Source organism: Spirosoma gilvum (genome assembly GCF_054776815.1).
In genome coordinates, this window is sequence record NZ_BAAHBH010000009.1 from 1 (window position 1) to 21,500 (window position 21,500).

At 48.6% G+C, this 21,500-nt stretch carries 19 protein-coding genes and 1 pseudogene; 14 read left to right on the plus strand and 6 right to left on the minus strand.

Features of this window, described 5'->3' with window-relative positions:
• Nucleotides 1-114, plus strand: a pseudogene (locus ACYVFD_RS22290) (IS701 family transposase); the annotation flags it as partial.
• A 148-nt stretch (nucleotides 115-262) separates the two neighbouring features.
• On the opposite strand, the gene ACYVFD_RS22295 reads toward ACYVFD_RS22290, so the two are convergent.
• Nucleotides 263-700 carry a peptidylprolyl isomerase gene (locus tag ACYVFD_RS22295; protein WP_461092722.1) on the minus strand — a complete coding sequence of 146 codons (438 nt, stop codon included), beginning with the start codon at nucleotides 698-700 and terminating at the stop codon, nucleotides 263-265.
• Nucleotides 701-913: 213 nt separating this feature from the next.
• Between ACYVFD_RS22295 and ACYVFD_RS22300 the strand changes: the two genes are divergently transcribed.
• From ACYVFD_RS22300 to ACYVFD_RS22345, 10 genes are all read left to right on the plus strand, one after another.
• Nucleotides 914-2,212, plus strand: a complete 1,299-nt coding sequence (locus ACYVFD_RS22300; RefSeq protein ID WP_461092723.1) for a hypothetical protein — start codon at nucleotides 914-916, stop codon at nucleotides 2,210-2,212.
• Nucleotides 2,213-2,277: 65 nt separating this feature from the next.
• The gene (locus ACYVFD_RS22305; protein WP_461092724.1) at nucleotides 2,278-3,228 is read left to right on the plus strand and encodes a prolyl oligopeptidase family serine peptidase; all 951 of its coding nucleotides are present in this window, start codon (nucleotides 2,278-2,280) and stop codon (nucleotides 3,226-3,228) included.
• Between the two features lie 140 nt (nucleotides 3,229-3,368).
• On the plus strand, nucleotides 3,369-3,557 hold the full coding sequence (locus tag ACYVFD_RS22310) for a hypothetical protein (RefSeq protein WP_461092725.1): 189 nt from the start codon (nucleotides 3,369-3,371) through the stop codon (nucleotides 3,555-3,557).
• 292 nt (nucleotides 3,558-3,849) lie between these two features.
• Nucleotides 3,850-4,782, plus strand: coding sequence for a helix-turn-helix domain-containing protein (locus ACYVFD_RS22315; protein ID WP_461092726.1), 933 nt, complete (start codon nucleotides 3,850-3,852; stop codon nucleotides 4,780-4,782).
• 185 nt (nucleotides 4,783-4,967) lie between these two features.
• Nucleotides 4,968-8,156 carry an efflux RND transporter permease subunit gene (locus ACYVFD_RS22320; protein ID WP_461092727.1) on the plus strand — a complete coding sequence of 1,063 codons (3,189 nt, stop codon included), beginning with the start codon at nucleotides 4,968-4,970 and terminating at the stop codon, nucleotides 8,154-8,156.
• 108 nt (nucleotides 8,157-8,264) lie between these two features.
• Entirely contained in the window at nucleotides 8,265-8,564 is a 300-nt protein-coding gene (locus ACYVFD_RS22325) for a DUF952 domain-containing protein (protein WP_461092728.1), read from the plus strand.
• Between the two features lie 19 nt (nucleotides 8,565-8,583).
• Nucleotides 8,584-9,684 (plus strand): efflux RND transporter periplasmic adaptor subunit, encoded by a 1,101-nt coding sequence (locus tag ACYVFD_RS22330; protein ID WP_461092729.1) that lies wholly within the window; start codon nucleotides 8,584-8,586, stop codon nucleotides 9,682-9,684.
• Nucleotides 9,685-11,181, plus strand: a complete 1,497-nt coding sequence (locus ACYVFD_RS22335; RefSeq protein WP_461092730.1) for an efflux transporter outer membrane subunit — start codon at nucleotides 9,685-9,687, stop codon at nucleotides 11,179-11,181. It begins immediately after the preceding gene.
• Nucleotides 11,182-11,354: 173 nt separating this feature from the next.
• Nucleotides 11,355-12,440, plus strand: coding sequence for a mannose-1-phosphate guanylyltransferase (locus ACYVFD_RS22340; protein WP_461092731.1), 1,086 nt, complete (start codon nucleotides 11,355-11,357; stop codon nucleotides 12,438-12,440).
• A gap of 126 nt (nucleotides 12,441-12,566) precedes the next feature.
• Nucleotides 12,567-13,139, plus strand: a complete 573-nt coding sequence (locus ACYVFD_RS22345) for a hypothetical protein (RefSeq protein ID WP_461092732.1) — start codon at nucleotides 12,567-12,569, stop codon at nucleotides 13,137-13,139.
• Nucleotides 13,140-13,160: 21 nt separating this feature from the next.
• Here ACYVFD_RS22345 and ACYVFD_RS22350 read toward each other — a convergent pair whose 3' ends face one another.
• The 4 genes from ACYVFD_RS22350 to ACYVFD_RS22365 form a co-directional block, all read right to left on the minus strand.
• Entirely contained in the window at nucleotides 13,161-13,598 is a 438-nt protein-coding gene (locus ACYVFD_RS22350) for a hypothetical protein (RefSeq protein WP_461092733.1), read from the minus strand.
• 162 nt (nucleotides 13,599-13,760) lie between these two features.
• Complete coding sequence (locus tag ACYVFD_RS22355) at nucleotides 13,761-14,735, minus strand: cyclase family protein (RefSeq protein WP_461092734.1); 975 nt, start codon at nucleotides 14,733-14,735, stop codon at nucleotides 13,761-13,763.
• 30 nt (nucleotides 14,736-14,765) lie between these two features.
• The gene (thiL, locus tag ACYVFD_RS22360; RefSeq protein WP_461092735.1) at nucleotides 14,766-15,788 is read right to left on the minus strand and encodes a thiamine-phosphate kinase; all 1,023 of its coding nucleotides are present in this window, start codon (nucleotides 15,786-15,788) and stop codon (nucleotides 14,766-14,768) included.
• Nucleotides 15,789-15,973: 185 nt separating this feature from the next.
• Complete coding sequence (locus ACYVFD_RS22365; RefSeq protein ID WP_461092736.1) at nucleotides 15,974-16,420, minus strand: hypothetical protein; 447 nt, start codon at nucleotides 16,418-16,420, stop codon at nucleotides 15,974-15,976.
• A 104-nt stretch (nucleotides 16,421-16,524) separates the two neighbouring features.
• On the opposite strand from ACYVFD_RS22365, the gene ACYVFD_RS22370 reads away from it, so the two are divergent.
• From ACYVFD_RS22370 to ACYVFD_RS22380, 3 genes are all read left to right on the plus strand, one after another.
• Nucleotides 16,525-16,770: a cytochrome b5 domain-containing protein gene (locus tag ACYVFD_RS22370; protein ID WP_461092737.1), complete on the plus strand. Its 246-nt coding sequence runs from the start codon at nucleotides 16,525-16,527 to the stop codon at nucleotides 16,768-16,770.
• A 9-nt stretch (nucleotides 16,771-16,779) separates the two neighbouring features.
• The gene (locus ACYVFD_RS22375) at nucleotides 16,780-17,631 is read left to right on the plus strand and encodes an N-acetylglucosamine kinase (protein WP_461092738.1); all 852 of its coding nucleotides are present in this window, start codon (nucleotides 16,780-16,782) and stop codon (nucleotides 17,629-17,631) included.
• Nucleotides 17,632-17,755: 124 nt separating this feature from the next.
• A complete protein-coding gene (locus tag ACYVFD_RS22380) occupies nucleotides 17,756-18,826 on the plus strand; it encodes a 2Fe-2S iron-sulfur cluster-binding protein (RefSeq protein WP_461092739.1) in 1,071 nt (356 codons plus the stop codon).
• 171 nt (nucleotides 18,827-18,997) lie between these two features.
• Here the strand turns inward: ACYVFD_RS22380 and ACYVFD_RS22385 are convergent, their stop codons facing one another.
• Complete coding sequence (locus ACYVFD_RS22385; protein WP_461092740.1) at nucleotides 18,998-21,499, minus strand: M56 family metallopeptidase; 2,502 nt, start codon at nucleotides 21,497-21,499, stop codon at nucleotides 18,998-19,000.
• Nucleotide 21,500: the final 1 nt, after the last annotated feature.

Consider the following 21,500-nt stretch of genomic DNA (forward strand, 5'->3'; position numbering starts at 1 on the left):
AAAGTTAAGGCTCGACAAGTGGGTGAAACCATGTATCGAGTACGTACCAGGCTGTTTTCCGACTATTTGAGTCAAGAATTAGCGAACCCCAGAATTACAGCAATTACCCTATAAGCGAAAGTCCTAATTTTATAAAAGATAATATATATTGAGTCATAAGGTATATGAAATGGCAATAATATGCTCTGTAGTATTCCTTTAAAAAAGAAAATGCCTGGTATGAATTCATACCAGGCATTTTCTTTTTTAAAGGAACAGACGATTACTCTTCCAGAATAGTAATGCTGTTGATTTTATCACCCTGACGGATCGTATCTATTACATCCAGTCCGTCAACGACTTTTCCAAAAACCGTATGATTACGATCAAGGTGCTGGGTATTCTGACGATTATGGCAGATGAAAAACTGAGAACCACCCGTGTTCCGACCCCGGTGAGCCATTGATAAAACACCCCGGTCATGGTATTGGTTATCACCGGTCAGTTCGCAGTCGATCGTATACCCTGGGCCACCTGCACCCGTACCCGTTGGGTCACCGCCCTGAATCATGAAATTGGGAATAACCCGGTGGAATATAACGCCGTTATAGAATCCTTTTTTAGCCAGCGAAATAAAGTTGTCGACCGTTTTGGGGGCATCTTTATCGAAAAATTCGATGAGCATCGTGCCCTTATCTGTGTTCATTTGTGCCTTTGGCATAATTGCATTTGTTTAATGGGACGGCAAAGTTACGAGTATTTCCAGTGTAGTATTCTAAAACCTGTTGAATTGAAAACGAGGGCTGTAGAAAATGCCGAAAGCGAATAATAAACAATAAGTTAAAATAAACATGATTCAGAGGCATACAGCCAATAAAAAATTGCACAGAAAGCCGTATATTTATACACACTTTTTTGAGCCCGTTTCCTGTACATGACCGCACTCGTGCCAACCGGTTTCAACAAACCTGAACCGGTGGATATGCCCCAAACTTGTCTAACCAATTTATCTAAACAAGCCGCCCTGAATGCCAATGCCGCCTTCGACGAGGCCGTAAAACACTACTTACACCATTGCATCGACCAAGGCACTCTTTTCTGGATTGATCGGGGTTTTGACGATCAGAACGATACCGATACCTTTCTTCAGCAAGGCGCTTTGCGTAGCTTTTTTGCGCATCATGAAGATGCACTCGAAAGGCTGTTGCAGGAAGAACCCATCGCCCGGCATTTACTTCGCCCCGATACACGGGTGTTTTTTCAACCCGATGGCTACGAGCCGTTGTTATCAACGTTCGAAAAGCGTATTTATAACCTGGCGGCCCACCACGAATATGGACAGGTACCGTTCCGGTACAGTCCAAAGAGTCGGCAGGATGGCTATGGTAATTCTATTGACCTGGCCGATAGCGCTGCGAGAGAGGATATAGGCTGTTATTTTGGCACTCGACGTTCCGACGAAACGGCCCTGAATCTAATTGCTCGCCAACTGCATCGTGAAGCCTTATTCTCGAACGCATTGACGGTGCATGTGGTTACGGAAGGTTATATGGAAGATTCGTTGCGAATAATCCGAAAGACGACTGAACAATTGCATCAGGAGGGGGTAAAGTCGGTTCATTGCTTCGTAGTACAGCGCCGTCATGCTGCCGACGACCGCCACCTGGGGGCAGCGCTTTTATTGATGGATACAGAACATCCGCAACTTCCCCAGCGCATTATCTTCTGCGATACCCTAAAACCCAATGCGCTGCCACCCTGGTGGTCTAAGTTCAAGCGGTATGTCGATACCGTATTTCCTCAACCGGTTGGTGAGCCACCTGCTTCCGACCGACTGGAAGATGGTAGCGTTAATCTTCAGCGTTTACACGATGGCGTTCCAATTCGTCATCAGGATATTGACTGTGCCTTTTATTCGGCCTCTATGGCGCGGGCACTCATTCAGTTGTCCAAACAATCGCCCGATTTGATCATCAATGGATCGATTATTGAACTGATAGCGGAAATGACCCAGCGAATGCCCGAGTATTTTCTTGGCGCGAATATGGCCAGAAAACCTGAATGGGTGCGCGAGGTAAACGTAGTCAATCGCTGGCAAGCGGGTCGTGATGCGTTGATGGATATTCAGCAGCGTAGCCAGATGATGTTCACAACATTACCTTCATTAGACAAAGGTGACCTGGATTGGGAAGAACACACAGTTGCAAGCGCAGAAATGTCATCGGCGGCTTAAATTTATCTAGCCTGGTGGTTGGCAGCTCGTTGGGTATAACAGGTAAGACAGTTCCTTTTTCCAGTATGAAAAAGATCGGTACGCTGCTACTTATTTTCCTTCCTTTGCTGGCGAAGGCGCAAAACACGGAGATGGACGTTGACAAAGTGGCCATTCAATCCTCGAAGTACTGGCTGGATGTCGATTATGCTGGTGACAGCCACATTGGTCATCGGCTGGATATTCACTTACCTAAAACGGGTAAGGCGCCCTTTCCGGTTGTTGTCTGTATCTACGGAAGTGCCTGGTTTTCCAATTCGGCCAAAGAAACCACTTTTAGTGTCGGGCTGGGGCAGAAATTGCTGAGCAGTGGTTTTGCGGTTGTCAACATCAATCACCGGTCGAGCAGCGATGCCAAATTCCCCGCGCAGATTCAAGATGTAAAAGCGGCCATCCGATTTATTCGGGCTAATGCATCCAGATTTGGTCTTGACAATTCATTTATTGGGATAACCGGCTGGTCGTCGGGAGGGCATCTGTCCTCGCTTACCGGTACGACCAATGGGATTGAAAAGACAACTGTTAAAGGTCTTGAGGTAGATATCGAGGGGTCGATTGGCAAATTTACCCAAACGAGTAGTCACGTGAATGCCGTAGTCGACTGGTTTGGGCCCACGGATTTTTTAATCATGGACCAATGTGGGAGTTCATTTTCGCATAACGAGGCCAAATCGCCCGAATCCTCGCTGATTGGCGGTCCTATTCAGGAAAATCCCGCTAAGTGTGCGCTTGCCAGCCCGATGAGCTATGTTCGGAACGATACCCCGCCTTTTTTGATTTTTCATGGCGACAAAGATCCATTGGTGCCCCATTGCCAGAGTGAAAAGCTGTATGAGCGTTTGCAACAAGAGAAGGTCAAAAGCCAGTTAGTCATTGTGCCCGGTGGTGGTCATGGACCCGGTGTCATGATCGACACATACTACGACCGAATGCTGGCTTTTTTTACGGACCAGCTTAAAGCAGGAAAGAAAAAGTGACTTTACTCCAATAATTGGCTTTTACAACCATTCCCTTCTAAAGCTCCTTGTTTGTTCAGCGTATCGACGCAGCCGATTAAGGCTGAGTGTCAAGTATACGGATAGCTTACATTTGCCTTTGTAACAAAACCTCAGACCCAATGGAAACCCCTACTCCTCCTGCGCCGGATGATGGCCAAGCCTTGCTTCGTTTGCGACGTTTTGATGATGCGAATGATTTTCTGGAAACCTGCGATCGTATATCGACGGGCTATGAAAGTGGGTTATACTGGGAAGATGTACAGCGAGCCCTTCGCATTGCCGCTGGTCTGGAGAAATGGCCCGACTAACCGAAAAATCAGCTTTACAAAAGCTTACCGAAAGCTTTAAACTTCCAGGAAGACGCTATCTCGAAGGGCAACTAATTTATTCTTAGAATAAGTCAATTATGCTATTGCGTTTTTTCGAAAAATGCAACTAAATTGCCTGACCATAAGTTAGAAATAAAAATAAGCCGGGACTGCTGTCTTGTTTTTATTCAATACTACTCAGGCAAACGGGGTTGTTAGGTAGTAATACTTCCGTAAGAATTACTACGAAGCCAATACCTTCAATTTGTACTAGCAACGTATTCATCAGACCGTGGAAACGCAACCGATTCCTTACTACGATAATCTGCCCGATTTTCTGAAGGTGGTAAAATCCATCGACGCTACGAATCGCTGCTTTGGTATTTTTCCTTTCGAGCAGTTTGGTGGGCCGGGCGAAGTAATTCCACCGTTTCGGAGTAGTATGTATGTGGCCGCTTTGGTAACCGAAGGAAGCGGTACCATTCATCTGGATGGGGTTCCTTATTGTGTTCAGCCTGGTACATTGTACGTGCTTCGGCCGTGGACAGTTCGGTCGATTCATAAGCAGGATCAATGGCATGGGTATGTCATTATGTTCACGTCGGAATTTGTAACAAAGCGCTCTGTTCATTCCGATCCGATGCGCGAATATCCATTTTACCGAAAAGGGGCTCAACCATTAATTCATATTACGCCAACCGAAGTGGCTGAACTATACAGCCAGTTTGAGTTGATTGATAAGGAATTTAACAATCCCAATCGAACGAAGGCGGACCGGCTCGATTTGACGTACCACCTGTTGCAGGCCCTACTGATCAAAGAGCGTCAGATTTATCGGCAAACCCTTTCGGCAATAGATTATTCGCAGCCTATTTCCCTGGTTGAACGGTTTCAGAGTCTGCTCCAGATGTATTATCTGCCGGACCCCAGCCAGGAAGCCCCCGTTTTGCTGACGGTACACGAAGCGGCTGATCGACTGCATATTCATCCCCATTATTTAAGCGATATACTAAAACGATATACGGGTAAAACAGCCTTACAGCATATTCGCGAACGAACGGTCTTTGAAGCGCAGAACCTGATTCGGAACACGGATCTGACGGTAGCCGAAATCGGGTACAGACTCCATTTCGACGATCCGTCGAACTTTACCAAGTTCTTTAAAAGTGTTACGGGTATAACCCCACGAGCGTACCGGGAACAAGGATATGTACTGGCCGCCTGACGCCGTAACTGGTAAATTTACGGACCCAACTTTAGGAATCTGCATTTTTTACCATTGAAACTACCAAACCTACCTGTTCTACCAGCTAGACTACTGGTAATTTTGACCCAGTGTTGACCAGAATTACGACGAGTTAGGTCAGTATAGCTGTCAATCGAGCTTACCGAACACTTATCAGGTTTACTATGTGGATTGTCCGCTTAGCGTTAGAAAAGAAATACACCATCGCCGTAATGGCGTTGCTGATTATGATTATGGGTGGGCTGGCCGTAACGCAGATGCCTACCGATATTTTCCCGCGTATCAACATTCCGGTTGTTTCCGTCATTTGGGGGTATAGCGGTCTGTCGACCAATGAAATGGAGAAGATGATCACCAACTTCTCCGAAACGTCGCTCATCAACAACGTAAGTGATATTCAACGGCTCGAATCGCAGACCTATAATGGCACAGCCGTTCTAAAGATTTACTTCCAGCCAACGGTAAAGATTGAAGAGGCTATTGCCCAGGTAACGGCCATCTCACAGACCATTCTGGTCAGGATGCCGCCCGGCACGCAGCCACCTCTTATTGTTCGGTATAATGCTACGGACGTGCCGGTATTACAATTGGGCCTGTCATCGGATAGTCTGACCGAACCGCAGATTACGGACTATGCACAGACGCGGGTTCGTCCTCAGATTTCGACGGTGCCCGGTAGTCGTCTTTCACAGGCTTTTGGCGGTAAAACGCGTCAGATTGCGGTAGATCTGGACCCGGATCAGTTAATTGCCTATAACGTAACGCCCGAAGAAGTAACTAATGCCGTAGCTGCCCAGAATCTGACCTTGCCGGGTGGTTCGCTGCGCGTAGCTGATCGGGAATACAACGTCCGACTGAACTCGAAGCCTGATGTAATTTCTGTGCTGAACGATATTCCGATTAAAGTGGTCGGGGGGACAACGGTACACATGCGCGACGTGGCCAATGTACACGACGGGTCTGCTATCCAGACCAATATCGTCAAACAGGATGGGAGCAAGGGGGCTTTGATGCGGATTGTGAAAACGGGGAATGCTTCGACGACGGAGATTGTCGATAAAATCAAGAATCAGATTTTGCCCACGATTCGGGCGGCTGCTCCGGCCAATCTTCGGGTTGAAGCCTTGTTCGACCAGTCGTTATTTGTTCGGGCGTCGATCAAAGGGGTATTGATCGAAGGGTTAATTGCTGCTTTACTGACGGCTGCGCTGATTCTGCTCTTTCTGGGTAGTTGGCGGAGTACACTGATTGTCGCTATTTCTATCCCGCTGTCGATTCTGACGTCGCTGATCGTTTTGTATTTATTGGGCGAAACGTTGAATATCGAAACCTTGGGTGGACTGGCACTAGCCATCGGGATTCTGGTCGATGATGCAACGGTTACTATCGAAAATATTCACCGCAATGAAGAGTTGGGAATGCCTCTTCGGCAGGCTATTCTGGAAGGGGCGCAGCAAATCGCTACGCCCACGCTGGTCTCGACCCTGACCATCTGTATCGTATTTACGTCGGTGTTGTTCCTGGAAGGTCCCGCCCGATTCCTGTTTGGGCCACTGGCCGAAGCGGTCGTATTTGCGATGTTGGCTTCGTATGTACTATCGAGAACGCTGGTGCCTACCCTGGCCGATATGATGCTGAAAAATGAACATCAGCACGAACATCACCGCAACAAACGGCCGAGTGCCTTTCGTCGGTTTTATAATCGGTTCAATGCAGGTTTCGACCGGTTTCAGGCTCGGTATATGGGGGCACTGGAGTGGGTATTGAACCACCGTCGAACGGTATTTGTGATCTTTGTCGGTGTCGTGGCTGTAACGTTGGTTATGTTGCCGTTTGTTGGCCGTGATTTCTTCCCCCATGTTGATGCGGGGCAAATTCGATTGCACATGCGGGCACCTGCCGGAACCCGGCTGGAAGCTACTGAGCAGATTTCAGCGAAAACCACCGAGATTGTTCGGGAGGTGATTCCTCATGACGAAATTGGCTCGGTCATCAGCAATATCGGGTTGACGTCGGAGCGGTATAACTTCTTCTTCTCCGATAATGCGACGGCCAGTTCGGCCGATTCCGAATTGCTGATTTCGCTGAATGAAGACCGCTCGCACTCGACGGATGAGTATGTTCGTGCATTACGGGCACGACTGCGCGAAGAAATGCCGGAGATAAGCTACTTTTTCCTGCCTGCCGATATTGTTAGCCAGATCCTGAACTTCGGCCTGACGTCAACCATCGACGTACAGGTGTCAGGTTTTGACCGGGCCAACAACCTGAAGATTATTCGTGAAATGCAGGCAAAAATGGCACAGATTCCGGGCCTGGTCGATGTGCACCTGCATCAGGTGCTGAATGCGCCTGAACTCTTTCTGGATGTTGATCGCGAGCGGGCAAGCCAGTTCGGCCTAACGGAGCAACGCGTAGCCACCAACCTGAACATCTCGCTGAGTGGTACGGGTCAAACCCGCCCGAACTTCTGGCCCGACCCTAATACTGGTTTTCCCTACATCATTGCCGTACAGACACCTCCTTACAAACTGGATTCGTACGAGAAACTGTTACGGACACCGATTACACCCGGCCAACAGGCAAGCCCGCAACTGTTGAGCAACATTACCACGGTGAAGCGCACCACGGCTCCCGTCATCATCAATCGGGTCAATACGCAACCATCCTACGACATTTATGGAGGGGTTGAAAAAACCGACTTAGGGTCGGTAGCAAAGGAACTGAACAAACTGGTTGCTGAGTACAAAACCCAGTTGAAACCGGGAAACGTAATCTCGATTCGGGGCCAGGTCGAAAGTATGGAGAGCGCCTTCAACCGGCTGGGGCTGGGGATTGTGTTTGCGGCTTTGTTCGTCTATCTGCTGATGGTGGTCAACTTCCAGTCGTTCCGCTATCCGTTCATCATCATCACAGCTTTGCCCGGAGCCTTGTGCGGTATGGTCTGGATGTTGTTTGTGACGGGTACTACGTTTAGTATTCCCTCGCTGATGGGCGCTATTATGAGTGTGGGGGTTGCTACGGCAAACAGTATACTGCTGGTGAGTTTTGCGAAGGATTACCTGCCCGAAGTGGCCGGAAATGCCTATGAAGCCGCCATGGAAGCAGGTCGTACCCGTTTGCGCCCCATTCTAATGACGGCCATTGCCATGATTATCGGGATGCTGCCGATGTCGCTGGGATTAGGTGAAGGGGGCGAACAAAACGCACCATTGGGCCGGGCTGTCATAGGTGGATTGTTGCTGGCTACGTTTACAACGCTGCTATTTGTGCCGGTTGTATTCAGTTATCTGGCTCGCAAAACTGATGTTAAACCCGTAAATGCCACTCCGGTTGCGGAGGAAGTGGAATAAGTATATGGCGAATGAATAATGAACAATGTAAAATGAATAATGAATGGTAAGCGTGTTGATCATCAGTAATTGTTCAGTATTCATTTTACATTGTTCATTTAACATAATATGAGCACGATCTATCATATTGTTCCGGCAGCCGATTGGGCTCGTTACGAAAATGAGCCGGTTTATGAAGCCGCCAGTTTGCAGACCGAAGGGTTTATTCACCTGTCGAAGAAAGAACAGGTTGATGGAACATTGAGCCGCTATTATCAGAACGTGCCGGACTTATTACTGCTGCACGTAGACACGGAGAAACTGACGTATGAGTTGCGATATGAGCCGTCGACCAATAATGAAGAGTTTCCACATTTGTATGGTCCACTCAACAAAGAGGCCATACGAACCATACAGCGTTTGAATTGATTGACTTTTAGGGATTTATATGAAAGCGTTTCGAATCATTATTCCACTCCTGGCCCTGATCGCCCTGTTTGTTTTTTTCGGGGTGCTACCGCGCATTCGCAATAGTCAGGAGTTAAAGGCAGAAGCCGTTGCCGAAAAAAATCGGGAGCCGATTGTGAATGCGGTGCCGCTGAAATACTCGTCGGATACAACCGGCCTCACACTGCCGGGGCAAATCCAGCCGTTTCGGCAAACGCCTTTGTATGCCCGTACACAAGGCTTTTTGCGTCGGTGGTATGTGGATATTGGCACACAGGTGAAGCAAGGGCAGCTTTTGGCTACCATCGATGCGCCCGAACTGGATCAGGATATTGCCCGTGCCAAAGCCGACCAGCAACTCGCCCAGACGAATCTGGATCGTTTGCAGAGTGTACAGTTGCCGGGTGCCGTAGCCAAACAGGATGTTGATACCCGACAGTCGGCCGTTACGGTTGCGCAAGCTAATGTCCGTCGACTGGAAGCGCTGAAAGACCTACAGCAGATCCGGGCTCCGTTCAGCGGGGTGATAACCACCCGTACAGCCGAAAACGGTGTGCTGGTGTCGCCGGGCGCTGGACAGCCGCTGTTCACCATTTCGGAAATCGGTACGTTACGGGTATTCGTCGATGTACCGCAAACGTATTTCCAATATATAAAAGTAGGTTTACCCGCAACGGTCGTTATTCCTGAACTGAAAAATCAGAAATTTACAGGTAAGGTCGTTCGGACATCGGGAACTCTACGCAATGAGTCTCGAACGTTGTTGACTGAAGTGGTCATTCCAAATCCTAAAGGAACCCTATCATCGGGCTTGTATAGTCAGGTCAAATTCGACATGATTTCGGCGAATGCACCCGTATTGATTCCGGCCAATGCTCTGCAAATAACGCCACAAGGGCCGCAGGTCGTTGTGGTTGATACGGATCAGCGTGTGCACTTTGTGCCCATTACCCTTGGCCGCGACTATGGGACAACCCTCGAAGCGTCTAGTGGATTAACCGGGCGCGAATTTGTCGTTACCAACCCCAATGATCAGCTTCGGGATGGACAGAAAGTAAGGCTTCGGAAGCCAATGGCCGAAAAAACAGTGGCAAGTAAGTAAATGAAGAAACATATTTTTAGCATCTGGTTTTTGGCTTGTAGCGGGCTCGTCTATGCACAAACAACACCCGTTAACCCAACGGGTGGTTCCGTTACGATTCAGCCGAATTCCACGCCTGCAACCGGCCAGGGTACTGTTCAACCGCAAAATCCAGGGACTACACCTGGCAGTACACCATTGCCTGCTATAACATCGACGTCTGGTGATAACGATCTGGCGCCTACTCTGACGGTCAGTGGTTTCAAGCGGTTTAGCGATCCCATGCTCGAATCATTAATTCAGTTAGGGCTTGATAATAGTCCGAACCTGAAAGCAGCATTGAGTCGTCTGGAAGAAGGTCGGATTCGGGTGCGGGTGGCCCAATCGTTTTTGTCACCATCGCTTCGGAGTTCGGCGTTGATTACGACGCAAAGTCTTTCGCAACACCGACCGCTGGCCTTGACAACAGCCGCGCCGGATGAGTTACCGCGCTTTCAACTGAATACATTTCAGTTACTGCCTATCGATGCCAGCTATGAACTGGATCTGTTCAAACGAATTCGGAGTAACATTGCCGTAACCGAATTACAGGCACAAGCCAGCGTGGCCGACTATCAGGCGTTCCGGCTCTCACTGGCGGCCGATATTGCCCGGACCTATCTGCTTATTCGGGGCAATGATGCCGAACAGGCCGTTTTTCGTCGGAATATCCAATCCCGTGATACGACCCTTTCAATACTTCGTGAACGTTTTCGTGTGGGGTTGATCAACCAGATCGATGTACAGCGAGCTGAAACCGATTATGCAACCTTGCAGGTAACGCTTAAAGGGCTGGAACGCGCCCGTGTTGAACTGGTTAATGGGCTGGCGCAACTTTGTGCACAGGACCCTACTCAGTTTTCGGTGCCGGTAGGCGCACTACCGACAACCGCTCCTGTCTACCCATATGCCAGCGTAGCGCCCGAACAGCTACAGCGTCGGCCCGATTTAATTCAGTTGATTCGACAGAATCAGGTGGCTACGGCACAGGTAACGCTTCAGCAAAACAGCACGTTGCCACGTATGAATCTGGTTGGTTCGGGTGGACTGCTTTCTGGTCGCATTGGGCCCTGGTTTACACCCAGTAGCGCTACCTACATTGTGGGTATAAATGCATCGGTTCCACTGTATGAAGGGCACCGGGCCAAGCAAAACATTGCGCTCTCGAAGCAACAGGTTCAAACGGCACAACAAACGTATCAGCAGGCGATCCAACTGGCTCAGCGCGATGCCGAAACCGCCCTGGATAACCTGACGCTGCTCCGCCAGCAAATTGAACTACAAGGACAAACGCTAACACTGGCCCGACGGACGGAGCAGTATAACCGTGAGCTTTATGTACGCGGGTTGGCCACGTACCTGGAAGTACTCGATGCACAACGGACGATTCTGACGGCCGAGCAACAACTCGCTCAACTGCGTAGTCAGGAAATGCAATATGCGGTTGCCTTGCTGCGCGCGGTTGGTGGTGATTATTAGTTAATTTACTGGTTTGGCTTTGTCGTTTACTATTTAGTTGCCGTCTGCTAAAAAAATAAACAAAACACCCTCCAAACTCCTGACGCTTTCATTCCATTCGGTTGTAAATCGTAACTTGGACTTCGAAAATCAGTTATATACTAGCAACTTTGCTATAACTTATCGAAGTATCAATGAATCATACGTATGTAGTTATTATGGCGGGTGGCGTCGGAACTCGGTTCTGGCCGTTCAGCCGCACAAGCTATCCAAAACAATTTCACGACGTACTCGGCACCGGCCGAACCTTACTGCAACAAACTGCCGACCGTTTCGATGGTATTTGCCCGCCTGAGCATATCTTTATCGTTACCAGCTCGCTCTATAAAGACCTCTGTCAGCAACAGCTTCCGCAACTTTCCGACGATCAGGTTCTGTGTGAACCTATAGCCCGGAATACGGCACCCTGCATTGCCTATGCCTGCTACAAAATTGCACAGCATGACCCGGAAGCCAATATCATTGTAGCACCGGCCGATCATATCATTCTGAAAGAGGAAGAGTTTCAGCGGACGATTCAAACCGCGCTTCAGGCTACCCAGGGAGAAGATATTCTGGTTACGTTAGGTATTCAGCCTAGCCGCCCCGACACCGGTTATGGGTATATACAGTATATTCCCACAGTGGATGCTGCCGAATCGGGTGAGGGCATCAAAAAAGTAAAGACATTTACCGAAAAACCTCATCTCGAACTGGCCCAGCAGTTTGTCGCCAGTGGTGAGTTTGTCTGGAACGCCGGTATTTTTGTCTGGAATGTACAGGCCATCATCAAGGCGTTTGAAAAGTACCTGCCCGAAGTTGCTGAGATTTTTGCCGAAGGGAGCGAAGCCTATTATACCGAACAGGAAAAAGCGTTTGTTGACAAAGCCTACTCGCTCACCAAAAGTATTTCCATCGACAATGGTGTGATGGAAAAGGCCGACAATGTGCATGTGGTGCTGAGCGATTTTGGCTGGTCGGACCTAGGTACTTGGAAATCGCTGTATGAAGTGTCCGACAAAAACGAAGACTTCAATGTGATCGACGGCCACATCATGTTGTACGATACCAAAAATTGCATCATCAAAACGCCCAAAGATCGGCTCGTAGTGGTAAATGGACTGGATGGGTATATTGTAGCTGAGTACGATAACGTCCTGATGATCTGCCGGAAAGAAGAGGAACAGAAAGTGAAAAACTTTGTGGCCGACGCGAAAGAACGGGGCACGGAGTTTGTGTAGCATCCAGTAACTTCCCGAATGCGTTGAGTATTCGGGAAGTTATAAATCAGCTACTGAACCGCCAGTGATGCAATGGCTGGAACGATCTGTTCGTTAGCTTTGCAACTGGTGCTTTAAGATTACCTCGTGAGAAAAGTAATTTACCTAGGTATTTCACTGCTATTAACCACTCTATTGCTGGAGTGTAAAGAAACCGATACGGGATTTTCGCCCGGAGTGGGCGACACGCGCGTTACAGGTACCTGGCGGCTTGTTGCACGGCTCTTTCAGGTTAATGTCAATACAAATGCCTACGATTCAGTCTTTGTTAAAGGGTATTATAAAATCGATTCCACGCTGATAAACGGGCAGTACGTCAAAGACTCCGTTTTTGTGAAAGATCACTACGTCAGAGATACGATTCAAATCACGAAATCGGTTGATGTTCTCAGTAAGTACCCGGCCAGCATTCCCCAAACGCTTACATTTAATACAGATGGAAAGCTAGCGGCTAATGGCGACTCAATGTCCTACTATTTTCCTATCAAGTATTACAAGGTTGATACTACTTATCCGGATAGCCTGGGTATCAATTTTTACATCAACACGAACCGGGCTAACGTCTATTTTCAGCAGGGATTACGGTTTAAGGGCGATACCCTCATGTTCCTGCCCCGCTGCGAACGACCTTGTTACTCGAAATTCGTTCGGGCGAAATAAGTATTATGCGAAAGTCCTGCTTTATTGTTTCGCGGCAGTAAGATTAACCGTTGTGTTGTTGAACGGATAGCTGCTAAGGTTCAGGGTACCTGACACCCAACTTCCCACTTTTGTGCTGCCATTGTACAAATCGATTGTATTGTCAGAGCGCTGTAGCGTGATGGTTTTACTTTCCGAAAAGGTCGAACTGCCCGATGTGCTGGCTGTAGTGTACGAAAGTGTTAGGTCAACTTTGTCCAGCGCCGTACCATTTCTGATCATGGCTACGGTACCACTGGCTACCGTTGTGGATTGGGTGCTGGTAGCGAGGCTAATTGTTGTAAATGCATAGGTTCCTATCACACTCTTGGCCATGTCGGGATCGGGTGCTTCCTCACTTTTTTTACAGCTACTGACGACTAATAAGCCAATACAAAGCGTGGTTAACCAGTACTGGAACGATGAAAATGTCTTAGGCATAGGTTTTGGAAACTAGTAAGCTGGGTTTATGGGTGAGAGTGCATTTTAAACGGTGGCACGGCTGATACAAGCGTCTGATTATCAACTATGGAGTCAGCCGTGCCACCGTTTGGCGAGCAGTCTCTTATGTATAGATAATAACGGTTAAAAGCGTAGCCATTGTCACGGTTGTCCTGCAATCTTCGCCATTGCTCTGACCGGAAATGTACCGGCACCTTTAAACTTGGGGGGCGCAGCCGTAAAAGTAAATCCTTCATCTGGAATGGATGATAAATTGCATAAATGCTCCACGATCAGGATATTGGCGCCTAGTAGTGTTGTATGAACCGGACGGCTATTCCCGCGCGTATCATCAATATTGTGTGAATCGATACCGACTAGTTTAACCCCACAATCGCGTAGATAAGCAGCCGCATCGGCCGTTAGAAATGGATGGTTTTCGTAATAGGCTTCGGTATTCCAGAACATATCCCAGCCGGTATGAATGAGTACAGCCTGGTTTCGCAGTTCATAATTTCGTATATGATCTTCGGTAATTGCCAGAGTATCGGTAAAAGGAACGTGAATCACAATGCCTTCCAAATCGGTGAAAGCTTCTAAACCTATCTCCGACAAGTCATTCCCATGCTCAAAACGGTGAAATGGACAATCCAGGTAGGTTCCGGTATTGGTAACCATCTCGATTTTGCCGATCTGGAACTCAGTGCCCGGTTCATAGAGTTTCCGGGACTGTTCGCGACTCAGATAATCGCAGATGATAGGAGCGGGGAGACCTTTGTAGGTAACCAGGCCATTCTCAATCGTATGGCTCAGATCGATGAATCGAGTACCTGATTGGTTTGGTAACGAAGCGGTTCGTTTATGGGGCTCGGTAATGATTTCCTTATTGGAAATCTGGGCTTTACCAACCATTAGCAACCGTAAATCAGCAATAATATAGTCGATCAACGCCTGGTCTGAAATACTATCGCCATCAATATCCAAGCGAAAATCCTCACCTTTCAAGCTTCCGCCGTTGGTGAAATAAAGCTCAAAATCAAACTTTACCCGCTTTTGTGTCATTTTAGAACTGATAATAGAACCGCATTGGCGGACCGACAGATGGTTATGATTTTTATGATTCACGCAGATCTTCATAAATCATAATGATCTGCGTTCTATTAAAAATTAGGATTGTCCCCAGCCCTGTGCCCGAATCGGCGTCTGTTGACCAGCTTTGGTTGCCAGCACAATCTGGCTAGGGTCGGCAGTCAGGTAACCGATGGCTGTAATTCGAGAGTGGTTCGCTAATTGTTCGAATACTTGCGGCCGGACAGTAAACAGCAATTCGTAGTCTTCTCCACCATTGAGAGCAGCCGTTACCGGGCTGATTTTAAATTCATCGGCAGTCAGGTGAGTCTGATCATCAATCGGAATATTTTCGTCGAAAATGACAGCGCCGGTACCGGATTGACGGCAAAGATGCAGCAGTTCAGAAGCAAGTCCGTCCGATATGTCGATCATGGCCGTTGGCCGAATACCCAGATCCCGAAGTTCATGAACCATGTCGGTACGGGCATCGGGCCGGAGCTGACGCTGAAGCAGATAAGATCGTTCTTCCGACAGGTTGGGCTGCATATTTGGGTCGGCCAAAAAAACCTGCTTCTCACGTTCCAGCAATTGCAGGCCCAGATAAGCCGCCCCCAGATCGCCCGTTACGCAGACTACATCATTCGCCTGAGCGGTATTCCGATAGGTAATTAACTCTTTGGGTACCTTGCCCAGTACGGACACGGAAATAACCAATCCCGACCGTGAGGCTGTTGTATCGCCCCCAACCAGATCGATACTATACGCAGTACAGGCAGCCCGAATACCTTCGTATAATTCATCGACGGCTTCGACCGGAAAGCGGCTACTCAGGGCAACACCAACGGTCACCTGAATGGGTAGCCCATTCATAGCGGCAATGTCTGAAACCCCAAACGTAATGGCTTTATAACCTAGATGTTTCAGCGGTACATACGAAAGGTCGAAATGGATACCTTCGACAAGCAGATCCGTAGCCAGCAGGCCATAATCAGCACCCCAGTCGAATACGGCCGCATCGTCGCCAATGCCGCGTACGGTTTCGGGATGAACGGGTAGCGAAGTCGATTGTCGGATTCGTTCGATCAGGCCAACTTCGCCAATTGTATTTAAGTCAGTCATAGTAATGAATAATGTGGAATGAATAATGCAGAATGGATAATTGATAATTGATAATGAACAATGAATAATGGTACCGCATTGCCTAACCTTCCATTACTCATTATCCATTTTACATTATTCATTAAAAAAAGCCGCTCCGATTGATTTACGGAACGGCTTTTTTTGAGAATTGGTTTATGAACGCCTTACGGATTTGTGAGCGTATAGACGTTTGTGGTACCGCCCGTTTTCTGACTGTTGGTCGTCCGGGTCAATTTTAGATTGTTGTCATCAATAGAATTGATCGTAAACGTGATAGTACCGTTATCACCAGTTGGCGACGGATTCAGGTTCGTCAGTTTCAGGGTATTGTCATCCGGTAGCGAATACTGGCCGGTGAAGGTATTGCCATCAAATTCGGTATACTTTACGGTTGGGGCGCTGCTCAGATCAAGCTTAAAACTGGTGTAGTTGCGGATATTGCTCGTCGCTCCTTTCGTATAAACAGTCGTGCTGTTTTCGTCCACTTTGCTGGCTGTCCAGACTTTGGCAATCCGCTCCGAAACAGGGGCAACTTTATTGTTTTTGCAGCCCATTATCAGACTGAACATGCTTATTACCGAAAAGAAACCGATAAAATAAGTCTTTCTCATGGTGTATTAAATATCAGAGAATCAGAAGTGGCTAAAGTTACGTTAATTTTGAGGTTACTTACAAAATTGATGCCTAATTATTCATTCAACTGATTAAGCGGACGATGCCTATTAACAACCCATTACCCGCTTATACGCGTTCACAACTCGCTTTACGCAATGGTCAGGACCGTGACGAGATCTGGTGCGCCTACCAGGGCCTTATTTACGATCTGTCGAAATCACGACTATGGCGTAACGGCCATCATTATGAACACTGGGCTGGTCAGGACCTCACCGACGAGCTGGCCGATGCTCCTCATACCAACGGCGTTTTTGACCGATTTTCGGTAGTTGGAAAATTACTTTAAACTCGAAACATGTCAATACTGATTGCCGATAGCGGCTCTACGAAAACCGACTGGCGACTTGTCGATACGGATGGCCAAACCCACGCTATTCAAACGGACGGTTTGAATCCTTATTATCAGACAACGGCCCAAATGACAGAAACTTTACGAACGCAATTGCTTCCGTATGTGGTTGATGCGGGTATCAGTAAGGTTTTTTTCTATGGGACTGGCTGTACAGGGCCTGCTGTGAATCATATTGTCGCTGATTCAATACAGGCGATACTGCCTGGTTTACAGATTGTTGATGTAAATAGCGATATGCTGGGTGCGGCTCGGGGGGCAACCGGCCATGAACCCGGTATTGTTTGTATTCTGGGAACGGGTTCTAATGCCTGTTGCTACGATGGAGAAAAAATCAGTCGGGGTATTCAATCGTTAGGATTCTGGCTGGGCGATGAGGGAAGCGGAGGGTATTTAGGCAAAACGCTTGTTCGGGATTTTTTCCAGGAGCGTTTACCCGTCGATCTCCGAGAGTTGTTTCAGACCCGTTACGCGCTGGACCGGCCAACACTGCTTGAAAACGCGTACCAGAAACCTTATCCGAATCGCTATTTTGCGTCGTTTACCCCTTTCCTGTCCGATCATCTGACGCATCCCTACATCGCTGGGTTGGTCACCGATGCGTTTACGTTATTTCTGACAACGTACGTGAAACGTTTCCCCGAGTCCAGCCAATGGCCAGTGCATTTTGTAGGGTCTATCGCCCATTATTTCTCCCAGCCATTGCAAATAGCCGTTCAACAAACAGGCCTGATTATGGGTAATATTCTGAAAGCGCCCGTCGAACGTTTGGTTCAGTTTCATCAATCATCTGTGTGATGTACCTTTGTAAAAGCGTTTAAACACAGAGGAACGGAGGGTGACACAGAGGCCACAGAGTTTTCTTTGTGTTCTCGGGGGCGCTCTCCGTTCCTCTGTGTTTAAAAGACAACTACCTGAAAGAATGGCAAATCGGTATTTTTTGAAAGTAAAAGACGTCGTTCGGGAAACGCCCGACGCCGTGACAATAAGTTTCTGGCACCCCATCAACGAAGAAGTTCGCTATCAGCCTGGTCAATTTCTGACGTTTCTGCTCAATATTAACGGAGAGAAAATTCGTCGCTCGTATTCGATGTCGTCGTCTCCGCATATGGATGTGTCGTTATCGGTGTCAGTTAAGCGCGTACCCGGTGGAACCGTTTCCAACTACCTCTGCGATCGGATCAAACCCGGAGATATTCTGGAAACGCTCGAACCGATGGGTACGTTTGTGCCGAAGCTGGACCCGCAGAACCGACGGACTATTGTGCTGATTGGCGCCGGTAGCGGTATCACACCCTTGTTTTCGATGGCTAAGTCGGCCTTGCATGTGGAACCCAATAGTCGGGTGTGGTTGATTTATGGCAATCGAAGCCAATCGTCTATTATTTATAAATCGCATCTGGATGCGATGGAGCAGGCCTATGGTCGTTCGCGGTTTCAGGTGACGCACGTGCTGAGTCAGCCTACGTATGGCTGGACAGGAGTAGAAGGCCGATTGAACCAACATTCAATCAGCAAGTTGCTGGAGCAACTGCCAACCGCAGAGCGTCAGAATGCCAGTTATTACCTGTGTGGACCTGATGGCATGATGGCTGAAGCCCGTTCGGCATTAGCGCTATTGGGTGTGTCAACCGAGCATGTGCATAAAGAAAGTTTTGCCCATGCCCCGGTTACCGCTGGCGACGTGGTCGAAGAGCCCATGACGGCTGCCGACTCAGGAACGCCGGAGGTGACCGTTTTGTATGAAGGCAGCGAGTATAAATTCACCGTAGCGCCCCATCAGACCATTCTGGAAGCTGCGCTGGATCTGGATATTGATTTACCGTATTCCTGCCAGGCGGGTATGTGTACGGCCTGCATGGGCCGCTGCGTTTCAGGTAAGGTCAAACTCGATGAAGAAGATGGCCTGTCGGAATCTGAACTTAAAGCGGGTTATGTACTCACTTGTGTGGCTCATCCCGTCGGCTCGAATGTGGTGATTGAGATTGAGTAAGGTTTGACTCAGGGTTTGCTCTATACCAGTTAAACGTCCTTTTTTGATTAATTTTTGTCATTTCGACCGTAGGGAGAAACCTCAAATTTCTTGATAGTAAATCTTGAGGTTTCTCCCTACGGTCGAAATGACAAAAATTAATCAAAAAAGGCCAGAATCTTTGAATAGGTTCTATTCGTGAACGTCAACAGAGTCGATAAGCATTACTATTGCAGGATTGCCTGGTTTTGAATCATTTCCTTTTCGAAAAGCTACAGAACGAACCTGAAATCCTTGTACTTGTCCCTTTGATGTATTGAATGTAAGCGAAGCTGCCTTAAGTCTTGGCTCCTTGTCAAGCATTGACCCTAGCTGGCCAATGAGGCTCTCCTTATCGAATGCAGGCGTGATGCCAGACTGATCTTCAGGTTTGGGAGCTTTTGGTGGTTTGGGTGTTGCTCGGGGTGCCGCTGGCTTAGTGACACGGGCGGGTGGAGCGGGCGCATCAACATCGGGTACAACGTGTACATCAGGAGCAACGGCGGGTGTTGGCGCTACATGTACCCGAACGGATGGATGAGGGGCAACCACTGGGGCTGCGGGAGCCATTGGGCCAGGTACATAACGCCATTGTGCTTTCATCGGGCGAATTTTTCGGGAACCACGGCTGGCTCGCGCAGATCGTTCAAATTCTGGATTATTAAGATCCACATCCGATATATCCATCGATAGTTCCGACAAACGTATAACATGTTCACCCATTTCTTTCGACAGACGTTCCATACGTTCGTTCAATTGCTGGACTTCACGTTCCAGTTTTTCCAGCGGTTTTCGGGCATCCATCATCCGGGTCTGAGCACCTTCGATCTGCTGGTTAATCTCTTCGATACCCTGTTCCTGCTTTTTAATTTCGGGCTCCAACGCGGCAACTTGTTTTTCCACTTCATCCAGCGTTGCCTTTTGCTTGCCCTCCTGCTGATACATAGCCTGCCGTTGCTTTTCGATCAGGGTCATACGTTGCTGCATCAGTTTCTGTTTGCGCCATTCCAGCATTTGTTGGCTCCGTTCCGATTCTTCGATCGGAAACTGCATTTTTTCCATCTGAAGCTGTAAGGCCTGAATTTGCCGCGTTTGCTGTTGCATCAATTGATTCAGGCTGTCCATCTTGTGCTGTTGCAAACCTCGCAGTCGATCAAGCGTGTCATGAGGAACAAGCCCCGATAGAGAGGGAAATGCATCGCCAATAAGTCCACCGTGGTTTACATGGGTCAATCCGTCTATCGTACCGCTGAGAGTAGCAGGTATGTTATTGAGAGAAGCCACCGATATGTTTGACAGATCGATATGCGACAGCCCTTCCGACAACGCGTCCATGCCACTATCGAATGCCTGGTTTTTTTCAATGATCGTCAGGAGAATGTCGCGGTCGGTTTGGGGAATATTATCGAGCGATAGTTGCCCCGCCATTACGCCGTCCAGTTGATGCTGTAACCGCATCACCCGCTCAGTCGAAAGTCGTTGCCCTTTCCAGACAACATAGCTTATATGTTCGTGATCGGCCATGCCGTACTCCGAACGGCTATCCACTTTATGCTTGCGGGTCGTCTTCAATGGACGAGGTTGCGTAGTCTGGTGCTTGGGCTTGTCATTATCCTGTTTCTGGACGGCGTAGACGGATACACTCATCAACAGAATCGTCACTAGTGTAAGACCCGCCAGACTGCCGTTTGAAATAAAGGGCCGGGTTGGTACGCCCAGTACCCGTCGCACCCGATGCAGCAATTGCTGGCGTTTCGACGCAAACGCCATCGCCAGCGAAGGGGCCTGGATCTGCTGCGTTAGGCGTAATTCTTCGATGTGGGCGAGGGCCTGAGCGAGTATGCGTCCATCACCCCCGCAGGCCTGTACGGCCAGGTCATCGCAGCAATGCTCCCGCTCTTCCCGAACCCTTGCAGAGAGCCACCACAATGCCGGGTGGAAGAAATACAGCACTTCGACAACGGATTGCAACAGATTCACCGCATAGTCGTACCGTTTGATATGCGCCAGTTCATGGGCGAGAACTGCTTCAATTTCCCGAATGGATAGATTGGCTGCCAATCCAATCGGAAGCAGCAAAACAGGCTTGATCACGCCGACCACCATCGGAACGGCAATACGAGCCGACTCACGGATCTGAACGAGCCCCCGAATACCCAGCGCCGACCGGAGCCGATCGGTCATCTGTGACCAGCCTTTGGTAGCTGGTGGCAAGGCCGTTCGACTTAACTGTTGCAGATAGAACCAGCCACCGGCCAGTCGTAACCCAAATAAGCCCACGCCAATCAGGTAAATCAGTACGAACTGGCTCAGGTGAGCCTCCAGAAACTGCTGTAACTGCTGATGCCAGGGCAGCGTTTGGGCTACGGTTTGCCAGCGTACAGGATAAATAATGGCTTTGGAGCCATATATAGGTAAGGCTTTAATGGCTGTGGCAGGTGTATAGCACCAGAAAAACGTGCCGATAGAGGCTAAAACCTGTAGGGATAACGTCAGGACACCTACCTGATAGCGTAAGGCACTAGACCGGCCACGCAATAGATGCAACACGACAGCAAGTGGTAGTACCAACGCGAAACCTTGCCAGATGGCATGAAGCAATGTCCAGCCCAGGGCATCGGTTACCGGATTTGACAAAAAATGGAAAGCGTTCATG

Excerpts from the sequence above, each read along its gene's own strand:
- ACYVFD_RS22295 (WP_461092722.1), bottom strand. The coding sequence starts at position 700 with ATGCCAAAGGCACAAATGAACACAGATAAGGGCACGATGCTCATCGAA.
- ACYVFD_RS22300 (WP_461092723.1), top strand. The coding sequence starts at position 914 with ATGACCGCACTCGTGCCAACCGGTTTCAACAAACCTGAACCGGTGGAT.
- ACYVFD_RS22305 (WP_461092724.1), top strand. The coding sequence starts at position 2,278 with ATGAAAAAGATCGGTACGCTGCTACTTATTTTCCTTCCTTTGCTGGCG.
- ACYVFD_RS22310 (WP_461092725.1), top strand. The coding sequence starts at position 3,369 with ATGGAAACCCCTACTCCTCCTGCGCCGGATGATGGCCAAGCCTTGCTT.
- ACYVFD_RS22320 (WP_461092727.1), top strand. The coding sequence starts at position 4,968 with ATGTGGATTGTCCGCTTAGCGTTAGAAAAGAAATACACCATCGCCGTA.
- ACYVFD_RS22325 (WP_461092728.1), top strand. The coding sequence starts at position 8,265 with ATGAGCACGATCTATCATATTGTTCCGGCAGCCGATTGGGCTCGTTAC.
- ACYVFD_RS22330 (WP_461092729.1), top strand. The coding sequence starts at position 8,584 with ATGAAAGCGTTTCGAATCATTATTCCACTCCTGGCCCTGATCGCCCTG.
- ACYVFD_RS22335 (WP_461092730.1), top strand. The coding sequence starts at position 9,685 with ATGAAGAAACATATTTTTAGCATCTGGTTTTTGGCTTGTAGCGGGCTC.
- ACYVFD_RS22340 (WP_461092731.1), top strand. The coding sequence starts at position 11,355 with ATGAATCATACGTATGTAGTTATTATGGCGGGTGGCGTCGGAACTCGG.
- ACYVFD_RS22350 (WP_461092733.1), bottom strand. The coding sequence starts at position 13,598 with ATGCCTAAGACATTTTCATCGTTCCAGTACTGGTTAACCACGCTTTGT.
- ACYVFD_RS22355 (WP_461092734.1), bottom strand. The coding sequence starts at position 14,735 with ATGAAGATCTGCGTGAATCATAAAAATCATAACCATCTGTCGGTCCGC.
- thiL (WP_461092735.1), bottom strand. The coding sequence starts at position 15,788 with ATGACTGACTTAAATACAATTGGCGAAGTTGGCCTGATCGAACGAATC.
- ACYVFD_RS22365 (WP_461092736.1), bottom strand. The coding sequence starts at position 16,420 with ATGAGAAAGACTTATTTTATCGGTTTCTTTTCGGTAATAAGCATGTTC.
- ACYVFD_RS22370 (WP_461092737.1), top strand. The coding sequence starts at position 16,525 with ATGCCTATTAACAACCCATTACCCGCTTATACGCGTTCACAACTCGCT.
- ACYVFD_RS22375 (WP_461092738.1), top strand. The coding sequence starts at position 16,780 with ATGTCAATACTGATTGCCGATAGCGGCTCTACGAAAACCGACTGGCGA.
- ACYVFD_RS22380 (WP_461092739.1), top strand. The coding sequence starts at position 17,756 with ATGGCAAATCGGTATTTTTTGAAAGTAAAAGACGTCGTTCGGGAAACG.
- ACYVFD_RS22385 (WP_461092740.1), bottom strand. The coding sequence starts at position 21,499 with ATGAACGCTTTCCATTTTTTGTCAAATCCGGTAACCGATGCCCTGGGC.